The following is a 19,260-nucleotide window of genomic DNA, read 5'->3' as shown; positions in this document are numbered from 1 at the left end:
GCTAAACTCTGTCCTGCGAGTGGGGTCTGACCTTCTTGCAGGCAAATCGTCATTTTCATTCTTTAGACTGCGCCAGCCTCCGCTTGAGGTGGCGCCTTCGCCTTCATTTATAGGGGACTTCGATGTCCGTACGACGCACACGCAAAGACGATGGCAGCCAATGGACAGTTGCGGACAGCCGCAGTGTTTACGGGATCCGCCATTGGGGGGCCGGTTATTTCGCGATCAATGAAGCCGGTCGCGTAGAAGTCCGCCCCAACGGTCCGAACAGCACGCCGGTCGATTTGTACGAGCAGGTCGATCAACTGCGTAAAAGCGGCCTGTCGTTGCCGCTGCTGGTGCGTTTCCCCGACATTCTGCAAGACCGTGTACGCCAACTCACCGGCGCCTTCGATTCGAATATCGAACGCCTGGAATACCAGAGCAAGTACACCGCGTTGTACCCGATCAAGGTGAACCAGCAGGAAGCGGTGATCGAGAACATCATCGCCACCCAGAACGTTTCCATCGGCCTGGAAGCGGGCTCCAAGCCCGAGCTGCTGGCCGTGTTGGCCCTGGCGCCGAAGGGTGGCACGATCGTCTGCAACGGTTACAAGGACCGCGAGTTCATCCGCCTGGCGTTGATGGGTCAGAAGCTTGGTCACAACGTATTTATCGTGATCGAGAAAGAATCCGAGGTCGGGCTGGTGATCGAAGAGGCCGCCAGCCTCAAGGTCAAGCCTCAGGTGGGTCTGCGTGTGCGCCTGTCTTCCCTGGCATCGAGCAAGTGGGCGGACACCGGTGGCGAGAAATCCAAGTTCGGCTTGTCGGCGGCGCAGTTGCTGTCGGTGGTCGAGCGTTTCCGCGCGGCCGGCCTGGACCAGGGCATCCGCCTGCTGCACTTCCACATGGGTTCGCAGATCGCCAACCTGGCCGACTACCAGCACGGGTTCAAGGAAGCTATTCGTTACTACGGCGAACTGCGCAACCTCGGCCTGCCGGTGGACCACATCGACGTCGGCGGCGGCCTGGGCGTGGACTACGACGGTACCCACTCGCGTAACGCCAGCTCGATCAACTACGACATGGACGACTACGCCGGCGTGGTCGTGGGCATGCTCAAGGAATTCTGCGATGCGCAGAGCCTGCCGCACCCGAACATCTTCTCTGAAAGCGGTCGCTCCCTGACCGCCCACCACGCCATGCTGGTGGTGCAAGTCACTGATGTCGAGAAGCACAACGACGAAATCCCGACCATTGAAAACAAGGAAAGCCTGCCGGAAACCGTGCAATGGCTGGTGGACCTGCTCGGTCCGACCGACATCGAAATGGTCACCGAAACCTACTGGCGCGCCACCCACTACATGAGCGACGTGGCCACCCAGTACGCCGACGGCAAACTGACCCTGGCCGAAAAAGCCCTGGCCGAACAGTGCTACTTCGCCGTGTGCCGCCGCCTGCACAACTCGTTGAAAGCCCGCCAGCGTTCGCATCGCCAGGTGCTGGACGAGCTCAACGACAAGTTGGCCGACAAGTACATCTGCAACTTCTCGGTGTTCCAGAGCCTGCCGGACACCTGGGCCATCGGCCAGGTCCTGCCGATCCTGCCGCTGCACCGCCTCGACGAAGAGCCGCTGCGCCGTGCCGTGCTGCAAGACCTGACCTGCGACTCCGACGGCAAGATCAAGCAGTACGTCGACGAGCAGAGCATCGAGACCAGCCTGCCGGTGCACGGCTTGAACGAAGGTGAAGACTACCTGTTGGGTATCTTCCTGGTCGGCGCGTATCAGGAGATCCTGGGCGACATGCACAACCTGTTCGGTGACACCGACTCGGTGAACATCTACCAGCGTGAAGACGGTTCGGTGTACAGCGCCGGGATCGAGACCCACGACACCATCGAAGACATGCTGCGCTATGTGCACTTGTCGCCGGAGGAGTTGATGACGCATTACCGCGACAAATGTGCGAGTGCGAAGATCTCCGCGTCTGAGCGCACCCAGTTCCTGGATGCGTTGCGCCTGGGCTTGACCCGTTCTTCGTACCTGTCCTCGTAATATATGTGGGAGGTGGCTTGCTCCCGATAGCGGTGGATCAGTCAATGAGTCTGTTGACTGACACTCAGCTATCGGGAGCAAGCCCCCTCCCACATTTGGATCTGCATTCCTTCAGTTTGCTCCCAGCCACAGCCCTTGCCGATTCAAGCGCCAGGCGATCGCCCACAGCGTCAAACTGCGCACCGTCATGAACAGCAGGAAAGTTATCCACAACCCGTGGTTACCCAGCCCCTGCAATGCCCAGGCAATCGGTAGCACCAACAGCACGGTCAGCAACATCCCATTGCGCATCTCCCGCGCCCGCGTTGCGCCGATAAACAGGCCATCGAGCAAATAACTCCACACCGCAATCAACGGCAGTACCGCCAGGTAAGGCAGGTAGATGTCGGCGGTTTCGCGCACGCTGGGAATATCCGTTTGCATAGCGATAAACAGATGGCCGCCGAAGGTGAACAGCAGGGCGAAGCCGAGGCTGGCGATCAGTGACCAGCCGCAGGCAACCACCAGCGAGCGGCGCAACGCCTGGCGGTCATGGGCGCCAATGGCGTGCCCGCACAGGGCTTCGACGGCGTGAGCCAGGCCATCCAGCGCATGGGCCGTCAGCAACAGGCCATTGAGCAGCAGCGCATTGGCTGCAACGGTGGCGTCCCCCAGCCGTGCACCTTGCACCGTGATCATGAAGAACACCGACTGCAGGGCCAGGCTGCGGATAAAAATGTCGCGGTTGACCGCCAGCAACGGCCTCCAGCTTTGCCACAGTTTCAGTGCAGCCCAGGCGATATGGCCAGGGTAGGCGCGCAGGGCTTTTTGCGTAAGTGCCAGGCCGAGCAGCGCGCCGGTCCATTCAGCGATCACCGAGGCGCGGGCGGAGCCGACCACGCCCCAGTCCAGGCCGAGTACAAACCACAGGTTAAGCGCAATGTTGACCAGGTTGGTGGTCAGCAGAATCGCCAGCGGCGCCCGCGCATTCTGTGTGCCGAGGAACCAACCGACCAGCGCATAGCTGGCAAGGGCGGCGGGCAGGCCGAACAGGCGGGTGTGGAAGAATTCGCGGGTCAGTTGGTTCAGTTCAGGGGAGGGCTGCATCCATTCCAAAGCCAGATGGCTCAGGGGAATACCGACCGTGCCCAGTAACATCGCCAGCCCCAGCGCCAGCAGCAAGCCTTGCAACAGGATTTGCCGCAGCGCCGCGCCATCCTTGCGCCCGGCGGCCTGGGCGGCGAACCCGGTGGAGCCCATGCGCAGGAAACCCATGGCCCAGGCCAGGAAGGTATACAGGCTGGCACCGACGGCCACGGCGCCCAGTTGATGGGCGTGGGGCAGGTGGCCGATGACCATGCTGTCGACCAGGGCTACCAGCGGCACGGAGATATTCGACAGGATCATCGGCGCGGCCAGGGCCCAGACGCGGCGATGGGTGGGGCGGTGGCGCCAGTCGGCAAGCAGGGCGGTCATGAAGGCTCCTTGGTGGAGCGGGCATTGTACCCGTCCACCCATCACGCCGCAGATCCATGTGGGAGGGGGCTTGCCCCCGATTGCGGTGAATCGGCCAGGAATTTCTAACCTGATACACCGCCATCGGGAGCAAGCCCCCTCCCACATTTTGAACTGCATTGTTTGTGGGATTTGGTTTAGCCCGGAAGGCACCCAGAACCAAACTTCCCTCCGTCGGTCAATGTGACCGGCACCGCAGCAGCCAGCGCGGCGCTGATATATAGTTCACCCCTCGGTTCCCTCTGACTACGAGTGCCCCATGCTTAACAAAGGACTGTTCCTCGCTTGTGCGCTGGCCCTGCTGAGCGCCTGTGATTCTTCCGATAAGCCCGCTGCACCGACGGCACCCGCCGCGGCAAGCGTAGTGCCCAAACCCGCCAAGGCGGCGGTCGACGTGGCGGCGCTGAAGCAGCGCTATGCCGGGCGCGAGTTAAGCGTGGTGGACGTGTCCGAGGTGCAGTTGGACGGGGCCAGCACCTTGTCGGTGAGTTTTTCCATTCCTCTGGACCCGGATCAGAAGTTCGCCGACAAGCTGCACTTGGTGGACAGCAAGTCCGGCAAGGTCGATGGCGCCTGGGAGCTTTCCGATAACCTGATGGAGTTGCGCCTGCGCCACCTGGAGCCGCAGCGCAAGTTGGTGCTGACCGTGGACGCCGGGGTGAAGGCAGTCAACGGCAACACCCTCCCCGCCGAATACAGCGCCCGCCTGGAAACGCGCGACCTGCAAGCCACCGTGGGCTTTGCCAGCCGTGGCACGTTGCTGCCGACGCGCCTGGCCGAGGGCTTGCCGGTGATCGCGCTGAACGTCGACAAGATCGACGTCGAATTCTTCCGCATCAAGCCCGAATCCCTGCCGTCGTTCCTGGCGCAGTGGGGGCGCAATACCAGTCTGCAAAGCTATGAGTCCCGTGAACTGCTGCCAATGGCCGAGCTGGTCTACGGTGGGCGTTTCGACCTGAACCCGGCACGCAACACTCGCGAAACCCTGCTGCTGCCGATTGCCGGCCTCAAGCAATTGCAGCAGCCGGGCGTGTACCTGGCGGTGATGCGTGCCTCGGGCACCTACAACTATTCGCAACCGGCCACGCTGTTTACCTTGAGTGACATCGGTCTGTCGGTGCACCGCTATGCCAATCGCCTGGATGTGTTTACCCAGGCGTTGGAAGGCGGCAAGGCACTGAACGGCGTCGAACTGGAAATCCTCGATGCCGAAGGCCGCGTACTCGGCCAGGGCAAGACTGAAGACGGTGGTCACGCCGAGCTGCCACTGCCGAAAAAAGCCCAGGTGTTGCTGGCCAAACAAGGTGAGCAGACCAGCCTGTTGCGCCTGGACAGCGCCGCGCTGGATTTGGCCGAGTTCGATATCGGCGGGCAGCCGTCCCACCCGCTGCAGTTCTTTGTGTTCGGCCCGCGTGACCTGTATCGCCCCGGCGAAACCGTGCTGCTCAATGCGCTGTTGCGCGACAAGGATGGCAACGCGGTCAAGCCGCAGCCGGTGAGCGTCGAGGTGCGTCGTCCGGATGAACAGGTGAGCCGCAAGTTTGTGTGGGATGCTGATGCCTCCGGCCTGTATCAATACGCGCTGCAACTGGCCGGCGAAGCACCGACCGGGCGCTGGCAGTTGGTATTTGACCTGGGTGACGGCAAGCCGCAACTGTATGAATTCCTCGTCGAAGACTTCCTGCCCGAACGCCTGGCACTGGAACTCAAGGGCAGCGAAACCGCACTGAGCCCGGCGGAGAACCCGGTCATTCAGGTCAATGGGCGCTATCTGTACGGCGCACCGGCATCCGGCAATCGGGTCAGCGGCCAGGTCTATGTGCGCCCGCTGCGTGAGGCGGTCAAATCCTTGCCGGGGTACCAGTTCGGTTCCGTCACTGAAGAAGAGCTGAGCCAGGATTTCGAACTGGACGAAAGCGTACTCGACGCCAACGGCGAGCAAGCGCTGACCCTGGAAAGCAAATGGGCCGAGGCCAAATCCCCGTTGCAACTGATTGTGCAAGCCAGCCTGCAAGAGTCCGGCGGGCGGCCCATCACCCGACGCCTGGTGCAGCCGATCTGGCCGGCCGAGCAATTACCGGGCCTGCGCGGGTTGTTTGACGGCAAGGAAACCAATGGCGATGGCCCGGTGGAATTCGAAGTGCTGGTGGCCAACCAGGACGGTCAGAAACTAGCTGCGCAAAACCTCAAGGTGCGCCTGGTGCGTGAGCGCCGTGACTACTACTGGAACTACTCGGAGAACGATGGCTGGAGCTATCACTTCAACGAGAAATTCCTCAACCTCGATGAGCAGAGCCTGAACATCAAGGCCGGCGACACCGCCAAGGTCAGCTTCCAGGTGGAGTGGGGCCCGTACCGTGTCGAGGTGGAAGACCCGCAGACCGGACTGGTCAGCAGCGTGCGCTTCTGGGCCGGCTACCAGGCCCAGGACAACACCGAAGGCGGCGCCGTGCGCCCCGACCAGGTCAAGCTGGCGTTGGATAAACCGGCCTATGGCGATGGCGACACCGCCAATGTCACCGTCACGCCACCGGCTGCCGGTAAAGGCTACCTCTTGGTGGAATCCGCCGAAGGCCCGCTGTGGTGGCAGGAGATCGACGTACCGGCCGAAGGCAAAAGCTTTGCGGTGAAGCTCGACCCGAAATGGTCGCGCCATGATCTGTATGTGAGCGCCCTGGTGATTCGCCCCGGCGAGCGCAAAGCCAATATCACCCCCAAACGTGCCGTGGGCCTGTTGCACCTGCCGCTGGATCGTACCCAGCGCAAACTCGGCCTGACCCTCACTGCACCGGAAAAAATGCGCCCCAAACAACCTCTGACGGTGAAGATCGCCGCCAAAAACGCCGATGGCAGCGTGCCCCAACAGGTGCATGTGCTGCTGGCGGCGGTGGATGTGGGCATCCTCAATATCACCGAATACCCCACGCCTGATCCGTATTCCAGCCTGTTCGGCCGCAAAGCCTATGGCGTCGACCAGTTCGACATCTACGGCCAGTTGATCGAAGCCGGCCAGGGGCGCCTCGCCAGCCTGGCATTTGGCGGTGACGCGGCGTTGGCCAAAGGCGGCAAGCGCCCGGACACCAGCGTGACCATCGTTGCCCTGCAAAGCGCGCCGGTGACCCTGAACGACAAAGGCGAGGGCGAAGTCAGCGTCAATATCCCCGACTTCAACGGCGAACTGCGCCTGATGGCCCAGGCCTGGAGCGATGATCGCTATGGCATGGCCGAGGGCAAGACTGTCATCGCCGCACCGCTGATTGCCGAGCTGTCGGCGCCGCGCTTCCTGGCCGGAGGCGACCAGACCACCTTGGCCCTGGACCTCTCCAACCTGTCGGGCAAGGCGCAGAAACTCGATGTGCAATTGACCGCGCAAGGGCAGTTGGAACTGGTCAACGGCGGCGCGCAATCGGTTGAGCTCAAGCAAGGCCAGCGCACCACCCTGCGTATTCCGGTAAAAGCCTGGGGCGGTCTCGGCCAGGGCAAGGTCAAGGTCACCGTCAATGGCCTGGACCTGCCGGGGGAAAACCTGCCGCCGTTCAGCCGCGAATGGACCCTGGGCGTGCGCCCGGCGTACCCGGCCTTGCTCAAGCATTACCGCGCTGTGCTCAAGGATCAGCCGTGGAGCCTGCCGGCGGGCACGCTCGATCAGTTCGATGCCTCGGGGCGTGAGGCGCTGTTGAGCCTGTCGAGCCGGCCGCCGTTGAACCTTGGTGCACAGATCAGTGCGCTCAAGGCCTACCCCTATGGCTGCCTGGAACAAACCGCCAGCGGCTTGTACCCGTCGCTCTATGCCGATGATGCGCTGCTCAAGCGCCTGAGCATCAAGGGCGAACCGGATGCCGAGCGCAAGCGCAAGATCGAGTTGGGCATCGAACGCCTGCTGGGGATGCAGCGCTACAACGGCAGCTTTGGCTTGTGGGGCGCTGACGGCGAGGAAGAATATTGGCTGACCGCCTATGTCACCGACTTCCTGCTGCGCGCCCGCGACCAGGGGTTTGCCGTACCGCCTGAAGCCTTGAAGAAGGCCAGCGAGCGGTTGCTGCGGTATGTGCAGGAACGCAACCTTATTGAAGTCGACTACAGCGACAACGCCGAGCACACGCGTTTTGCCGTACAGGCCTACGCCGGCATGGTGCTGGCGCGCAGTCAGCAGGCGCCGTTGGGTGCCTTGCGCAGCCTGTTCGAACGCCGCAGTGATGCGCGCTCCGGCTTGCCATTGGTGCAGTTGGCCATCGCCTTGCAAAAAATGGGCGACCAGCCGCGTGCCGATCAAGCCTTGCTCGCCGGTTTGGCGGCGCAGCGCAGTGCCAAGGAATGGCTGGCCGACTACGGCAGCCCATTGCGCGATCAGGCGATGATCCTGGCGCTGCTGGAGGAAAACGACTTGGCCAAGGGCAAACGTGAAGAGCGCCTGTTTACCTTGTCGGACCAGTTGGCGGCCAGCCCGTATCTGTCGACTCAGGAGCGCAACTCGCTGTTCCTGGCCGGGCGGCTCGGCTTCGCCAAGCCCGAGGCTGACTGGCAGGTGTCGCTGACCGGCAGTGGCGGGGCGCGGGAGCTGAACAACCAGCAGTCCACGCTGCAACTGGATGAAAAGCTGCTATCCAGCGACCTGAGCCTGAGCAATCAGGGCCAGACCCCCGTTTACCAGCAGCTGACTATTTCAGGTTACCCACAACTGCCACCGGCAGCGGGCGGCGAGAACCTGAGCATTCGCCGCGAATACCTGGGCATGAACGGCCAGCCGTTGAACCTGCGCAGCCTCGACAGCGGCGACCTGGTGCTGGTGCACCTGGCCGTCAGTGCCAAGCAGCGCGTGCCGGATGCCCTGGTGGTAGACCTGCTGCCCGCCGGCCTGGAACTGGAAAACCAAAACCTGGCACAAAGCGCGGCGAGCCTGGAGAACGCCAGCAGCCAGGTGAAGGAGTGGCGCGAGTCGATGCAGAACGCATCGCTCAAGCATCAGGAGTTCAGGGATGATCGCTATGTGGCGGCGATGAACCTAGACGGCTACGGCACCACGCACTTGCTGTACCTGGCACGTGCGGTGACGCCTGGCACCTATCGCGTGCCGCCGCCGCAAGTGGAGTCGATGTATCGGCCGAACTGGCAGGCGGTGGGCGAGACGCCGGCGGATATGGTGATCAAGGGCCGCTGATCGCTGAAGTTGAAGTGGGGGGCTTTTGTGGGAGGGGGCTTGCTCCCGATAGCGGTGAATCAGTCACAACATCATTGGCTGACACTCAGCTATCGGGAGCAAGCCCCCTCCTACAAGGGATTGGGGCTGTCAGATAAATCAGTGCACAACCCAGCTCAGCAACCACAGGCCCAGCAGCAGCCAGATGATGCCCACGATGATCGAGGCCCGCATAAAGGCGCGTACCGCCGAGTACAAGAAGAGCAACCCGACGATCAGGGTGATGATGCTGATGATCGAGGTGTCCATGCCTAGCGCTCGAGACATCCCATCGACAAAGTTGCCGCCGGCGTTGGATAGCATATTGAACAGCCCACTGAAGAACTCGATGATGTAGTGGATGATCAAGCCGAGTGTGTTACCCAGCCATCCAAAAAAGTCTGCTTGCATAGGTGTGTCTCGATGAATAAGTGGACGAAATTGCCAGCACTGAGCCTTTTGTCGCGATGGGGCGTGGCTAGTTCCCTACAAGCATAGAGGTTTAGCCGCTTGAATTTGCGTTTTGTTGCCCGCTGGACCCTGGCGAGCCTGCTGTTGGTAATCGCCGTGCTGTGGCTGGCCGATCGTATCTGGCCATTGCCCCTGCCCCAGGACGACCTGGCCCGTGTGGTGCTGGCCGAAGATGGCACGCCGCTGTGGCGATTTGCCGATGCCAACGGCGTATGGCGCTACCCGGTGCAGACGCGCGAGGTGTCGCCGTATTATCTCGACGCGCTGCTCACTTACGAAGACCGCTGGTTTTACCAACACCCCGGGGTAAACCCGCTGGCGCTGGTACGCGCGACCTGGCAAAACCTGACCGGTGCACGGGTGGTGTCCGGCGGCAGTACCTTGTCGATGCAGGTGGCGCGTTTGCTCGACCCGCATTCACGCACCCTGCATGGCAAGTTGCGTCAACTGTGGCGTACCGCGCAGTTGGAGTGGCACCTGTCCAAGGACGAAATCCTCAACCTTTACCTCAATCGTGCGCCCTTCGGCGGCACGCTGCAGGGCGTGGCAGCGGCGAGTTGGGCGTATCTGGGCAAGTCGCCCTCACAACTGACCCACGCCGAAGCCGCCTTGCTCGCGGTATTGCCCCAGGCGCCCAGTCGCTTGCGTCCGGACCGTCATCCGCAACGTGCCCAGGAGGCCCGCGACAAAGTGCTGCGCCGCCTCGCTGAATTCCAGGTGTGGCCGCAGCCTGCGGTTGATGAAGCCCTGCAAGAACCGCTGCTGCTCGCCCCGCGCCTGGAACCGAGCCTGGCGCCGTTGCTGGCGCGGCGTCTGAACCGCCCCGACAGCCCGCCGCTGATTCGCACCACCCTGGACGCCACCCTGCAACGCCGCCTCGAAGACCTCCTGTTGGGTTGGCGTGCACGCCTGCCGGAACACACCTCGGCAGCGATTCTGGTGGTGGAAGAGGAAAGCATGGCAGTGCGCGCCTACCTGGGCTCGGTGGATATCAACGACACCAAGCGTTTTGGCCACGTGGACATGATCAGTGCGCTGCGCTCGCCCGGTTCGACCCTGAAGCCTTTCCTGTATGGCATGGCGTTGGACGACGGCCTGATTCACTCCGAGTCCCTGTTGCAGGACGTGCCCCGGCGTTACGGCGATTATCGGCCGGGCAACTTTTCCATGGGCTTTACCGGGGCGGTGCCGGCGAGCACGGCGCTGTCCAGCTCGTTGAACCTGCCGGCGGTGCAACTGTTGGAAGCCTACGGGCCCAAGCGCTTTGCCGCACAGATGCGCATCGGCGGCATGCCGTTGGCGCTGCCGGCGCTGGCCGAGCCGAACCTGGCGCTGATCCTCGGCGGCGCGGGCAGTCGCCTGGAGGACCTGGTGAGCGGCTACAGCGCCTTGGCCCGTGATGGCAAAAGCGCGACGTTGCGACTACAGCCGGAGGACGCGCTCAGGGAGCGGCCTTTGCTGTCGCCGGGGGCTGCGTGGATTGTGCGGCGCATCCTCAGCGGCCAGGCACGGCCCGACCGCGACCCGCGTGCCGAGCTGGTGCAACGCCCGGTGCTGGCGTGGAAAACCGGCACCAGTTATGGCTTTCGCGATGCCTGGGCGATTGGCGTGGGCCCGCGTTATTTGATCGGCGTCTGGATTGGCAGGCCCGATGGCACACCCGTGCCGGGCCAGTTCGGCCTGGCGTCGGCGGCGCCGTTGATGCTGCAGGTGCATGACGTGCTGACCAACCGCGACAGCCAACGCGGCATCAGTGCCCCGGTCAAACCGGTGCCGGCGAATATCGGCGTGGCGGCAATCTGTTGGCCGCTGGGCCAGCCCATGGCCCGCAGTGACCCCAATTGCCGGCGCCAGCGGTTTGCCTGGACCCTGGACAACACTACGCCGCCTACCTTGCAGGCATTGGATCAACCCTTGAGCGTGGGGCTGATGGAGAGCATCTGGGTCAATGCCAAGGGCTTGCGGGTTGATGCCCATTGCCCTGGCGCGGTGCCGAGGCATATTGCCCTGTGGCCCGCGCCGCTGGAGCCCTGGTTGCCAAGGGTTGAGCGCCGTGAAGCGCGCATTCCTGCGCCTGACCCGGATTGCCCGCCACCGGCGCTGGCTGCGGCTTCGCCATTGTCCATTGTGGGCGTGCGCGAGGGCGACCAGTTGCGCCTGCCCGCGGCCAGCCAACAAGCCTTGCGCCTGAAAATCTCCGCGTTGGGCGGCAGCGGTCGGCGCTGGTGGTTTCTCAACGGCGCACCGTTGGGGGACAGCGCCAATCAGGACAGCATCAATGCCAGTTTTGAGCGGCTGGGGCGCTATCAGCTCAGCGTGTTGGATGAGGCCGGGCAAACTGCGAGGCTTGAGTTTAGCGTGGTTGATTAGGGCCTCATCGGGGGCAAGCCCCCTCCCACATTTTGAAATGTGTTCACAAATCAGAGTGTGGGAGGGGGCTTGCTCCCGATAGCGCCCTTGAGAACCCCCCCGCTATTCACTTGCCTTCAATCCCCATCCCCCTGAAGCTATACCCATTCAGGAGCCCCCCAATGAACCTCGAACACCTCACCGAACGCCTGCACCGCATCCGCGATACCAACGACTGGAAGCAGTTCCACAGCCCGAAAAACCTGGCCATGGCCGCCAGTGTGGAAATGGCCGAACTGGTGGAAATCTTCCAATGGCTTACTGAAGACCAATCCCGCCAGCTTCCCGCCGATAAACTCGCCCATGCGGGCCAGGAAGTCGGTGACATCGTGCTGTACTTGCTGTTGCTGTGCAGTGAGCTGGGCCTGGACATGAATGAAGTGGTGCGTGCCAAGTTGGCCGACAGCGAGCGGCGGTTTGCCCATGAGTGATCGTCATTTCGACCAGTTGGCCACGCGTTTTGCCGAGAAAATCTATGGCGGCGCCAAGGGCGCGATTCGCCTGGCGGTGCTTCAGGCTGACTTGCTTGAAGCGTTGCCTGATCGTCCGTTGCGCGTGCTGGATATCGGCGCGGGCCTGGGGCATATGTCGCTGTGGCTGGCCGAGCGCGGCCACCAGGTGACCTTGGCTGAACCCGCTGAGCCGATGCTCGACGGTGCGCGCCAACGTTTTGCCGACGCCGGCCAAAGTGCGACGTTTATTCATGCGCCATGGCAAGACTTGCTCGGCCAACTCACCGAGCCTTACGATCTGGTGGTGTGCCACGCGGTGTTGGAATGGTTGGCCGAACCCCATGCCATCCTGCCGGTGCTGCATCAGTTGACGCTGCCCGGCGGCTGGTTGTCCCTGGCGTTCTACAACCGCGATGCGTTGATTTACCGCAACCTGCTCAAAGGCCACTTTCGCAAAATGCGCAAGAACGACATGGCCGGTGAAAAGCAGAGCCTCACGCCGCAGCAACCGCTCGACCCTCGGGAATTGGCGGCGCAACTCGAAGGGTTGTGGCAGGTCGAAAGCCAGAGTGGGGTGCGGGTGTTTCACGACTACATGCCGATGGAATTCCAGGCCCGCGCCGATTTGCAGGACTTGTTGGAGATGGAGCTCGCTCATCGTCGTCACCCAAGCTTTGCCGGGCTTGGGCGTTATTTGCACTGGATCTGCCGTCCGGTTTAAGCGGCCCAGTCTGCGGAGGTCGAAATGCGTCGTCTCGGTTTAATCCTGTTATCCCTGGGGCTGGGGGCGTGCTCCAGCCCCAACCCTTACGTCGCCGCTTCAGCGCCGATGCCGCCGGCTCCGGCGCAGGCGGCCACGACCTTTGATGCCAGCGCCTATCCGGCACCAGTACGCGACTATGGCGCCTATCGCAGTTGGGGCTGGCTCAACGGCCAACTGCCGGCGGGTACGGCCTGGGCCGATTCGGCACAGATTGCCGAGGCGGTCAGCGGCGCCCTCGACCAGCGCGGCCTGCGCCCCTTGCATGACAACCGTGTGCCCGACCTGCTGGTGAGTGCCGATGTGCGCCTGGAGAAGCGCCTGCGCCAGGTCCAGGACGATTACGGGTATGGCTACAGTGGCTACAACCGCTATGGCAACGGTTATGGCATGTACAACACAGTGCCTGTGGTACGCACCTATGAAGTGACGGTGGCGGTGGCGCGCATCAGCCTGTTCGACGCCCGCACCCGCCAGCCGGTGTGGAGCACCAGCGCAGAAACCACCAGCCAGGGCAGCCTGAGTGAGCGCGCCGATAGCTTGCGCAAGGCGATGCAGAAGGCAATGGCTGCCTATCCGCCCAGTTAGCAGCTATTCTCATTTCAGGTTCATGTCGTTTTCTGGAGAACATCATGTTGGGTCGCATCGCTGCACTTGCTGTTGTTGTGTTGCTGGGCGGTTGCCAGAGCAACCAGGTCAACCACGATTTCGACGCCAGCCGCGACTTTGGCGCCTACCGCAATTGGGCCTGGAAAGACCCGGCGTTGCAGTACCGCCCCGATGACCCGCGGATCAAGAGCGACCTCACCGAGCAGCGCATCCGCCAGGCCGTGGGCGAGCAACTCGACCAACGCGGCCTGCGCCCGGCAGCGGCAGGTACCAAGGCCGACCTGAATGTACAGGCGTACCTGATCGTCGAAGACCGCCAGCAACAAGTCACCACCAACTACGGCGGCGCCTGGGGCGGCCCATGGAATGGCTACTGGGGCGCGCCGATGTACAACGAAACGCGCAACATCACCTATAAAGTGGCGACCATCCAGATCGACCTGCTCGACGGCAAGGACGGCAAACTGGTGTGGCGCGGCAGCGACGAGCAAATGATGGCCAGCACGCCTAATCCGGAAGATCGCAGCAAGGCCATCCGCAGTACGGTGACCAAAATCCTTTCCAACTATCCTCCGCACTAATCAACATCGGATAACTAATGTGGGAGGGAAACTTTTATCAGTCGTCAATGTGGCGAGTTGCCAGCAACCTGCCTGTCCCTTGTCTACACTCCAGTGCAACCCCGGTGAGTTAGCGCAGGAGTGCTTCGATGTCTCCCCGATTCGGTTCCAGGCAGCGTGGGGCAATAGGCTTGATGGCGGCAGGCACCTTGGCCTTGGCCCTGGTGTTTACGTTGCTGGCGGTCGACAGCGGGCGTCTGTATCTGGAAAAGCGCAAGCTGCAGTCCGTCGCCGATACTTCGGCGCTGGAAGCGGCCGGCCTCGGTGGTCAGTGCGGCGCCAACACCACGGCCAACGCCTACGCCACGCAAAACGCTGCGCGCAATGGTTTTGTGGTCGGCAATGGCCGCACCTTGGCCGTAACGTGCGGGACCCTGGCCACCAACGCCCTGAACACTCGGGTGTTTACCGCCGATGCCACCAAGAGCGACGCGATCCGCGTGGTGGCTTCGCGCACGGTGATGAGCAGCATCGCCAACGGTCTGTGGAACCTCTTTAGTGGCGCGCCGATCACCGCGCAAATCAACCTGAGCGCCACCGCTGTCGCGGCGACGCCTCCTCCGGTAGCGCAGTTGTCGATCCGCAGCAGCCTGGCCAGTGTCGATTCGAGCAAGTCGCCAATACTGAACCTGGTCATCGGCAACCTGCTGGGGGGCAACCTGTCGCTCACGGCAGCCGGTTGGAACGGCTTGTTGCAGACCAACGTCAACCTGCTCAGTTATCTGGACCAGTTAGCGATCGACTTGCAGGTAAAGGCTGGAGACTACGATGCATTACTTAACACCGCCGTCTCCGCTACCCAGTTGATCGATGCCGCCGTCAAGGTCTTGCAGAAAAACGGCGCGGCGGTCACGTCGGTGATCAATGACGTGATTTCTATTGAAGCGATTGCGCCTAATTCCAAGCTGTTGACGGTGGGGGACCTGATCGACATCGCCACTGGCACGCCGACAGCGGCGCTGAACAGCAATGTGCAATTGTTTCAGCTGCTGGAGGCAGTGGCGCAATTGTCCAGTAGCAAGAATGCTGTGAGTGCGGCGGCTCAACTGAATGTTCCGTTGGTGGGCAACGTTTCGATCCAGACCAAAGTCATTGAGCCGCCGCAGTTGTCGGCCATTGGCAATCCGGCATTGGCGAAGAAGGGCTTATTGAATGTCCCTCCGACCGATCAGATTTTTGTGCGTACTGCGCAAGTGCGCACATTGGTGACCGTACAGGCGCCGATTATCAAGGCCGTGTCCGGCGTGGCTTCCATATTGACGGGGCTGGGTACGCCGGTGTCTCAAGTGGTCAAGGGCTTGTTGAACCTCAACCTGCCGGCAGTGGTGGGAGGGGTGCTATGCCTGGTGGCCTGCAATGTGGCTGATGTTGATGTTACGACGTCGCTGGCCATTTACATTGAAGCCGGCAGCGCGCAAACCCATGTCACGGACTTCAATTGCGACTCGCCGGCCTCCAAATCCTTGACGGTGAAAACCACTACGTCCCTGGCTACCCTGGCGGTTGGTACGGTGGATCCGGTAGCGGCTTTTTCTTCATCCGCACCTGTCAATGTGCAGCCTGTCAGGCTGATCGATTTTGGCGAGCGCTACTGTGTTGTCCTGACGCTGTTGTGCAGCCCCACCCGTACACCCAATGTGGGGGGCGGTTTGCTGTTGAAGGCCAACTCCACCATTGCCGCGCAAACCAGCACGATGGTGTTTTCGCCGGTTGCCGAGATGAATGCGCCGCCGACCTATAAGTTCGCGCCGGGCACAGCCAATATCGTCGGTAGCCTGGCGGCGACTTTAAATGGCTTGCAGGTGACTTACGCACCGCCCAGCGGCAGCGTATCCAACGGTGCGCTGGCTGGCGTCGCCGGGCTGCTGGCGACAATCACCACGGCGGTGGTGGGGCTGATCCAGAACGTGCTGTCGCCGATCCTTGATCCCATCGTCAACACGTTGCTCAGTGCCTTGGGCATCAACTTGGGCAACGCCGAAGTTGGCGCCAACCTCACCTGCCATATGGGCCGGGCTTACCTGGTGATCTGATCCTGGACGATGGGCAGTTCTACGCAGAATTTCGCTCCCGCCTCGCCATTGCTGACGCTCAGGCGCCCGCCCATGTTTTCTACAATCCCATAGCTCACCGAGAGCCCCAGCCCGGTGCCTACGCCGATTGGCTTGGTGGTAAAGAACGGCTCGAAAATCCGTTCCAGCAAGCGCGGGTCAATGCCGCCTGCGTTGTCTTCGACCCAGATGCGTACATGGTGGCGGTCATGCTCGCTGTACAGGGCAATCCAGGGGCGCAGTGCGGGATTCTTTTCGCGCTGGCTGAGCAGCGCGTCGCGGGCGTTGACCATCAGGTTGATCAGCACCTGTTCCAACTGATCGACGTAGCCTTTGACCTGCACCGCAAAGTCCGCAGGTGTGATGCGCACTTCCACACCTTTGCCACGCAAGCCTTCGCTGAGCAACGCCAGGGTGCCTTCCAGCGCTTGCGCCGGGTCGAACGGTTGCTGCTCGATTTCCGAGCGACGGCCGAACACGCGCATGTGGTCGACCACCCGGGCTGCGCGTTGCACCTGGGCGTCGATGCGCTGGAGTTTTTCGGTGAGATAGTCGATTTGCACATCGCCATTGCCCAGGCGCTTGAGCACGTTGACGACGGCCATATGCATTACGTTCAGCGGCTGGTTGATCTCATGGGCCAGGCCGGTAGCCATTTCGCCGAGGGTGGCCATTTTGGCGCTTTGGGTCAGTTGTTGTTGTGAGCGGCGCACTTCAGTGTTGTCGCGGCCCACGGCTTGCACTTCCACCAGGGTGCCTTGCTGATCAAACACGCCACGGTCGGACCACACCCACCAGGCATGTTCGCGTCCGGGCAGTTGCAGGCTGATCTCGGCGGTGCTGACCGGGAATTCGGGGGTCAATCGCGCGATGCGTTGCACAAAGGACGCGCGCTGTTCATCCGACAGCCATTGGCCTAGGTCAATGCCCGGCAATTGGGCGGGCTGGCATTCCAGGTAGTTGGCCAGCGGCGTGTTGCCGAAGGTCAGGATCAGGTCGGGCCGGTAGCGGCAGATCATTGCCGGTGAGTCTTCCACCAGGATGCGGTAGCGCTCCTCACTCTGGCGCACTTGCTCAGCCGCCAGGGTCGCTTCGGTCACGTCCAGCCACAGGCCCACGGCTTCCACCGGCAGGCCGAGGTCATCGCGCAACAGCTTGGCTTCGTCGAGCAGCCAGTGGTAATGGCCTTGTTTATCGCGCAACCGGTAGCGGCTGCGCACGGTGCCTTCGCGCAGCAGTTGGCGGGTGCGTTCAAAGTAGAGTTCGCGGTCGTCGGGGTGGATCAGCGTTGCCAGGGTGTCGTGGTTGCACTCGGCCAAGGTCCAGCCCAGCAGCGGTAACAGGCTGGCGCTGAAAAACGCCGGGTGCAGCGCGCCGTTGACGTAGCGCTGTACATAGATCACCGCCGGTGAGCTGGCAATCAGGTTGTCCAGGCGCGCATGGGCGGAGGCGGCTTGCAGTTGCTGGTTCTTGATGTCGCTGATGTCGAGCATGAAGCCGATCCAGCGCCGCTCACTGCCCACGCCCAGCACTTGCCCCTGTATGCGATACCAGAGCGGCGCCTGCTCGGCCTGTGTGCGTTGCAGGCGTACGCTGGTCAGCAACGGCTTGCCCAGGGCTTGCAGATCTTGCAGACGGCTATTGAGGGCTTGGCGGTCGGCGGGGTGGATCAATCCGAGCCAGGTGTCGAGGGCCTGGCGGGTGGGGCCGTCCTCCTGGCTCAGGTTGCGCAGCAATTGTGGCGCCAGCTGGATCTCTTGGGTGGCGGGCAACAGTTCCCACCAGCCGGTGCCGAGCAGGCCCTGCAAGGCTTCCACCCGTTCCAGTTGTTGGTGGTGGCGCTGTTCACGCAGGCGGCTCAGCAGTGGCGCGGCGAGGGCGGCGCACAGGGTGAGCCAGTCACGTTCGCGGGTGTGATCCACCTGGCCGTCGTAGCAGCCACACAACAACCAGGCCGCCACGCCGTGGCTGTCGCGGTAGGGCACCAGCAATCCGCCGGCATTACCGAAGATGCTGTGCAGGCGCGGGTTCTCGCTGCGGCCCAGGGCAATGTCCAGGTTCAGAGGCATGTTGCCGTTCAGGCTGTCGAGGCTGGTGCCAAGATGTTGCCCGGTTTGCCACAGGGCCGGGGCATCATGGGCGGCGTATTGGCTGTAGATGCGCCAACCCTGATCGTCTTCGTCGAGCAGCGCCATCGCTACGCAAGGTATGCGCCAGCGCTGGGCCACGCTGCGCAGGTGCTCGTTGAACACCTGTGGCAGGCGGTTGAAGCTGCACACGCGCAGTTGTTCGCTCATCAGGCCAGCGAGTTGATGGTTCTGTTCGCGCTGTTGCATCCGTGCCCGGTCGGCCAGCAGGTCGGTGACATCCAGCAGACGCAGGGCCCAGCCGTCGCCCTCTGGCTCAAGCCAGCCGCGGGTGTGCAGAACCAGGCCGGCGGCACCCTGAAAGTCCAGGTCCAGACCCTGTCGTTGCCATTGCGGCGGTGCACCTTCGACACTCAGCGCGCTGCTTGGGCACAGCAATGTGCGCAACGGCGGGTTGGGCGTGTTGACCAGGTGTTGGTCGAGCAGAGGCCGCAGGCTACCGGCAATGCTTAGCACTTGGCCCAGGTTGTCCAGTTGCAACTGCAGGCCCGGCGCAGGCGTTGCCGGGGCATCCAGGGCCAAGGCGCTGCTGCGCCCGCGCAGGCGTGCGAACAATTTATCCCCCGTCGTCAAAACTGAAGGCTCGAGGTAGCGGTCAGGTTGGTGGGCAGGTTCGGAACGGTGCCAACGCCAGGCAATACCAGGGCCGGCAATACCGCTTTGATGTTGGCTGATGGATAAGTGATTTTCACCGTCAGCAAGTTATTGGTGTAAGTGGCGGTGATGTAGCCGGGCAAAAAATTCAAGGAGCCGGGGATCCAGTTCAACTGCGCCTGGGCTGCATCTTTGGCGCGCTGCACAACCAAAGCCGAATAGCCTGCGGTGCCTGGGTCCAGTGACACACTGCGGCGCACGCCTTCTGCCGCCGCCTGGTGGAACGACTGCATCAGCAGCAGCGGCAAGCTGTAGCTGAGGAGGCCGTAGAACACCGCAAAGAAGATTACGAAGACCAAGGCAAACTCGATCGCCGCCGCACCTTTTTGCTTTCTCGGGAGGCCTGATTTCATGACTGCGTCTACCCTGAGGCGAGTACCT

The 19,260-nt window shown here is 62.4% G+C and carries 12 protein-coding genes; 8 read left to right on the top strand and 4 right to left on the bottom strand.

The window, feature by feature from the left end:
- Positions 1 to 122: 122 nt before the first annotated feature.
- Positions 123 to 2,036, top strand: a complete 1,914-nt coding sequence (speA, locus tag JH25_RS15790) for an arginine decarboxylase (RefSeq protein ID WP_005784410.1) — start codon at positions 123 to 125, stop codon at positions 2,034 to 2,036.
- A 111-nt stretch (positions 2,037 to 2,147) separates the two neighbouring features.
- Here speA and JH25_RS15795 read toward each other — a convergent pair whose 3' ends face one another.
- The gene (locus JH25_RS15795; RefSeq protein WP_032878105.1) at positions 2,148 to 3,491 is read right to left on the bottom strand and encodes an MATE family efflux transporter; all 1,344 of its coding nucleotides are present in this window, start codon (positions 3,489 to 3,491) and stop codon (positions 2,148 to 2,150) included.
- A gap of 298 nt (positions 3,492 to 3,789) precedes the next feature.
- Between JH25_RS15795 and JH25_RS15800 the strand changes: the two genes are divergently transcribed.
- Entirely contained in the window at positions 3,790 to 8,688 is a 4,899-nt protein-coding gene (locus JH25_RS15800) for an alpha-2-macroglobulin family protein (protein WP_032878104.1), read from the top strand.
- A gap of 138 nt (positions 8,689 to 8,826) precedes the next feature.
- On the opposite strand, the gene JH25_RS15805 is transcribed toward JH25_RS15800, so the two are convergent.
- A complete protein-coding gene (locus JH25_RS15805; protein ID WP_032878103.1) occupies positions 8,827 to 9,117 on the bottom strand; it encodes a hypothetical protein in 291 nt (96 codons plus the stop codon).
- 99 nt (positions 9,118 to 9,216) lie between these two features.
- On the opposite strand from JH25_RS15805, the gene pbpC reads away from it, so the two are divergent.
- The 6 genes from pbpC to JH25_RS15835 all read left to right on the top strand — a co-directional run bounded on the left by pbpC (position 9,217) and on the right by JH25_RS15835 (position 16,060).
- A complete protein-coding gene (pbpC, locus tag JH25_RS15810; RefSeq protein ID WP_050549357.1) occupies positions 9,217 to 11,547 on the top strand; it encodes a peptidoglycan glycosyltransferase PbpC in 2,331 nt (776 codons plus the stop codon).
- 161 nt (positions 11,548 to 11,708) lie between these two features.
- Complete coding sequence (locus JH25_RS15815) at positions 11,709 to 12,017, top strand: MazG-like family protein (protein ID WP_003188211.1); 309 nt, start codon at positions 11,709 to 11,711, stop codon at positions 12,015 to 12,017.
- Entirely contained in the window at positions 12,010 to 12,759 is a 750-nt protein-coding gene (locus JH25_RS15820) for a methyltransferase (RefSeq protein ID WP_032878102.1), read from the top strand. Before JH25_RS15815 ends, JH25_RS15820 begins: the two co-directional genes overlap by 8 nt.
- 24 nt (positions 12,760 to 12,783) lie before the next feature.
- Positions 12,784 to 13,386, top strand: a complete 603-nt coding sequence (locus tag JH25_RS15825; protein WP_032878100.1) for a DUF4136 domain-containing protein — start codon at positions 12,784 to 12,786, stop codon at positions 13,384 to 13,386.
- A 44-nt stretch (positions 13,387 to 13,430) separates the two neighbouring features.
- Positions 13,431 to 13,988: a DUF4136 domain-containing protein gene (locus JH25_RS15830; protein WP_032878099.1), complete on the top strand. Its 558-nt coding sequence runs from the start codon at positions 13,431 to 13,433 to the stop codon at positions 13,986 to 13,988.
- Positions 13,989 to 14,116: 128 nt separating this feature from the next.
- Positions 14,117 to 16,060: a pilus assembly protein TadG-related protein gene (locus tag JH25_RS15835; RefSeq protein WP_032878098.1), complete on the top strand. Its 1,944-nt coding sequence runs from the start codon at positions 14,117 to 14,119 to the stop codon at positions 16,058 to 16,060.
- Here the strand turns inward: JH25_RS15835 and JH25_RS15840 are convergent.
- Together JH25_RS15840 and JH25_RS15845 are read right to left on the bottom strand one after the other, a co-directional pair.
- On the bottom strand, positions 16,045 to 18,798 hold the full coding sequence (locus tag JH25_RS15840) for a PAS domain-containing sensor histidine kinase (protein ID WP_032878097.1): 2,754 nt from the start codon (positions 18,796 to 18,798) through the stop codon (positions 16,045 to 16,047). The two genes, JH25_RS15835 and JH25_RS15840, sit on opposite strands and share 16 nt — an antisense overlap.
- Positions 18,795 to 19,232: a TadE/TadG family type IV pilus assembly protein gene (locus tag JH25_RS15845; protein ID WP_032878095.1), complete on the bottom strand. Its 438-nt coding sequence runs from the start codon at positions 19,230 to 19,232 to the stop codon at positions 18,795 to 18,797. The genes JH25_RS15840 and JH25_RS15845 overlap by 4 nt, the downstream gene beginning before the upstream one ends.
- Positions 19,233 to 19,260 lie beyond the last annotated feature (28 nt).

The organism is Pseudomonas sp. BRG-100, assembly GCF_000737955.1.
Classification (GTDB): domain Bacteria; phylum Pseudomonadota; class Gammaproteobacteria; order Pseudomonadales; family Pseudomonadaceae; genus Aquipseudomonas; species Aquipseudomonas synxantha_A.
This window is presented reverse-complemented; position numbering and strand designations above follow the sequence as displayed.

What these genes read in the sequence shown, in the direction of transcription:
- speA (WP_005784410.1), top strand. Translation starts at nt 123, where the DNA reads ATGTCCGTACGACGCACACGCAAAGACGATGGCAGCCAATGGACAGTT.
- JH25_RS15795 (WP_032878105.1), bottom strand. Translation starts at nt 3,491, where the DNA reads ATGACCGCCCTGCTTGCCGACTGGCGCCACCGCCCCACCCATCGCCGC.
- JH25_RS15800 (WP_032878104.1), top strand. Translation starts at nt 3,790, where the DNA reads ATGCTTAACAAAGGACTGTTCCTCGCTTGTGCGCTGGCCCTGCTGAGC.
- JH25_RS15805 (WP_032878103.1), bottom strand. Translation starts at nt 9,117, where the DNA reads ATGCAAGCAGACTTTTTTGGATGGCTGGGTAACACACTCGGCTTGATC.
- JH25_RS15815 (WP_003188211.1), top strand. Translation starts at nt 11,709, where the DNA reads ATGAACCTCGAACACCTCACCGAACGCCTGCACCGCATCCGCGATACC.
- JH25_RS15820 (WP_032878102.1), top strand. Translation starts at nt 12,010, where the DNA reads ATGAGTGATCGTCATTTCGACCAGTTGGCCACGCGTTTTGCCGAGAAA.
- JH25_RS15825 (WP_032878100.1), top strand. Translation starts at nt 12,784, where the DNA reads ATGCGTCGTCTCGGTTTAATCCTGTTATCCCTGGGGCTGGGGGCGTGC.
- JH25_RS15830 (WP_032878099.1), top strand. Translation starts at nt 13,431, where the DNA reads ATGTTGGGTCGCATCGCTGCACTTGCTGTTGTTGTGTTGCTGGGCGGT.
- JH25_RS15835 (WP_032878098.1), top strand. Translation starts at nt 14,117, where the DNA reads ATGTCTCCCCGATTCGGTTCCAGGCAGCGTGGGGCAATAGGCTTGATG.
- JH25_RS15845 (WP_032878095.1), bottom strand. Translation starts at nt 19,232, where the DNA reads ATGAAATCAGGCCTCCCGAGAAAGCAAAAAGGTGCGGCGGCGATCGAG.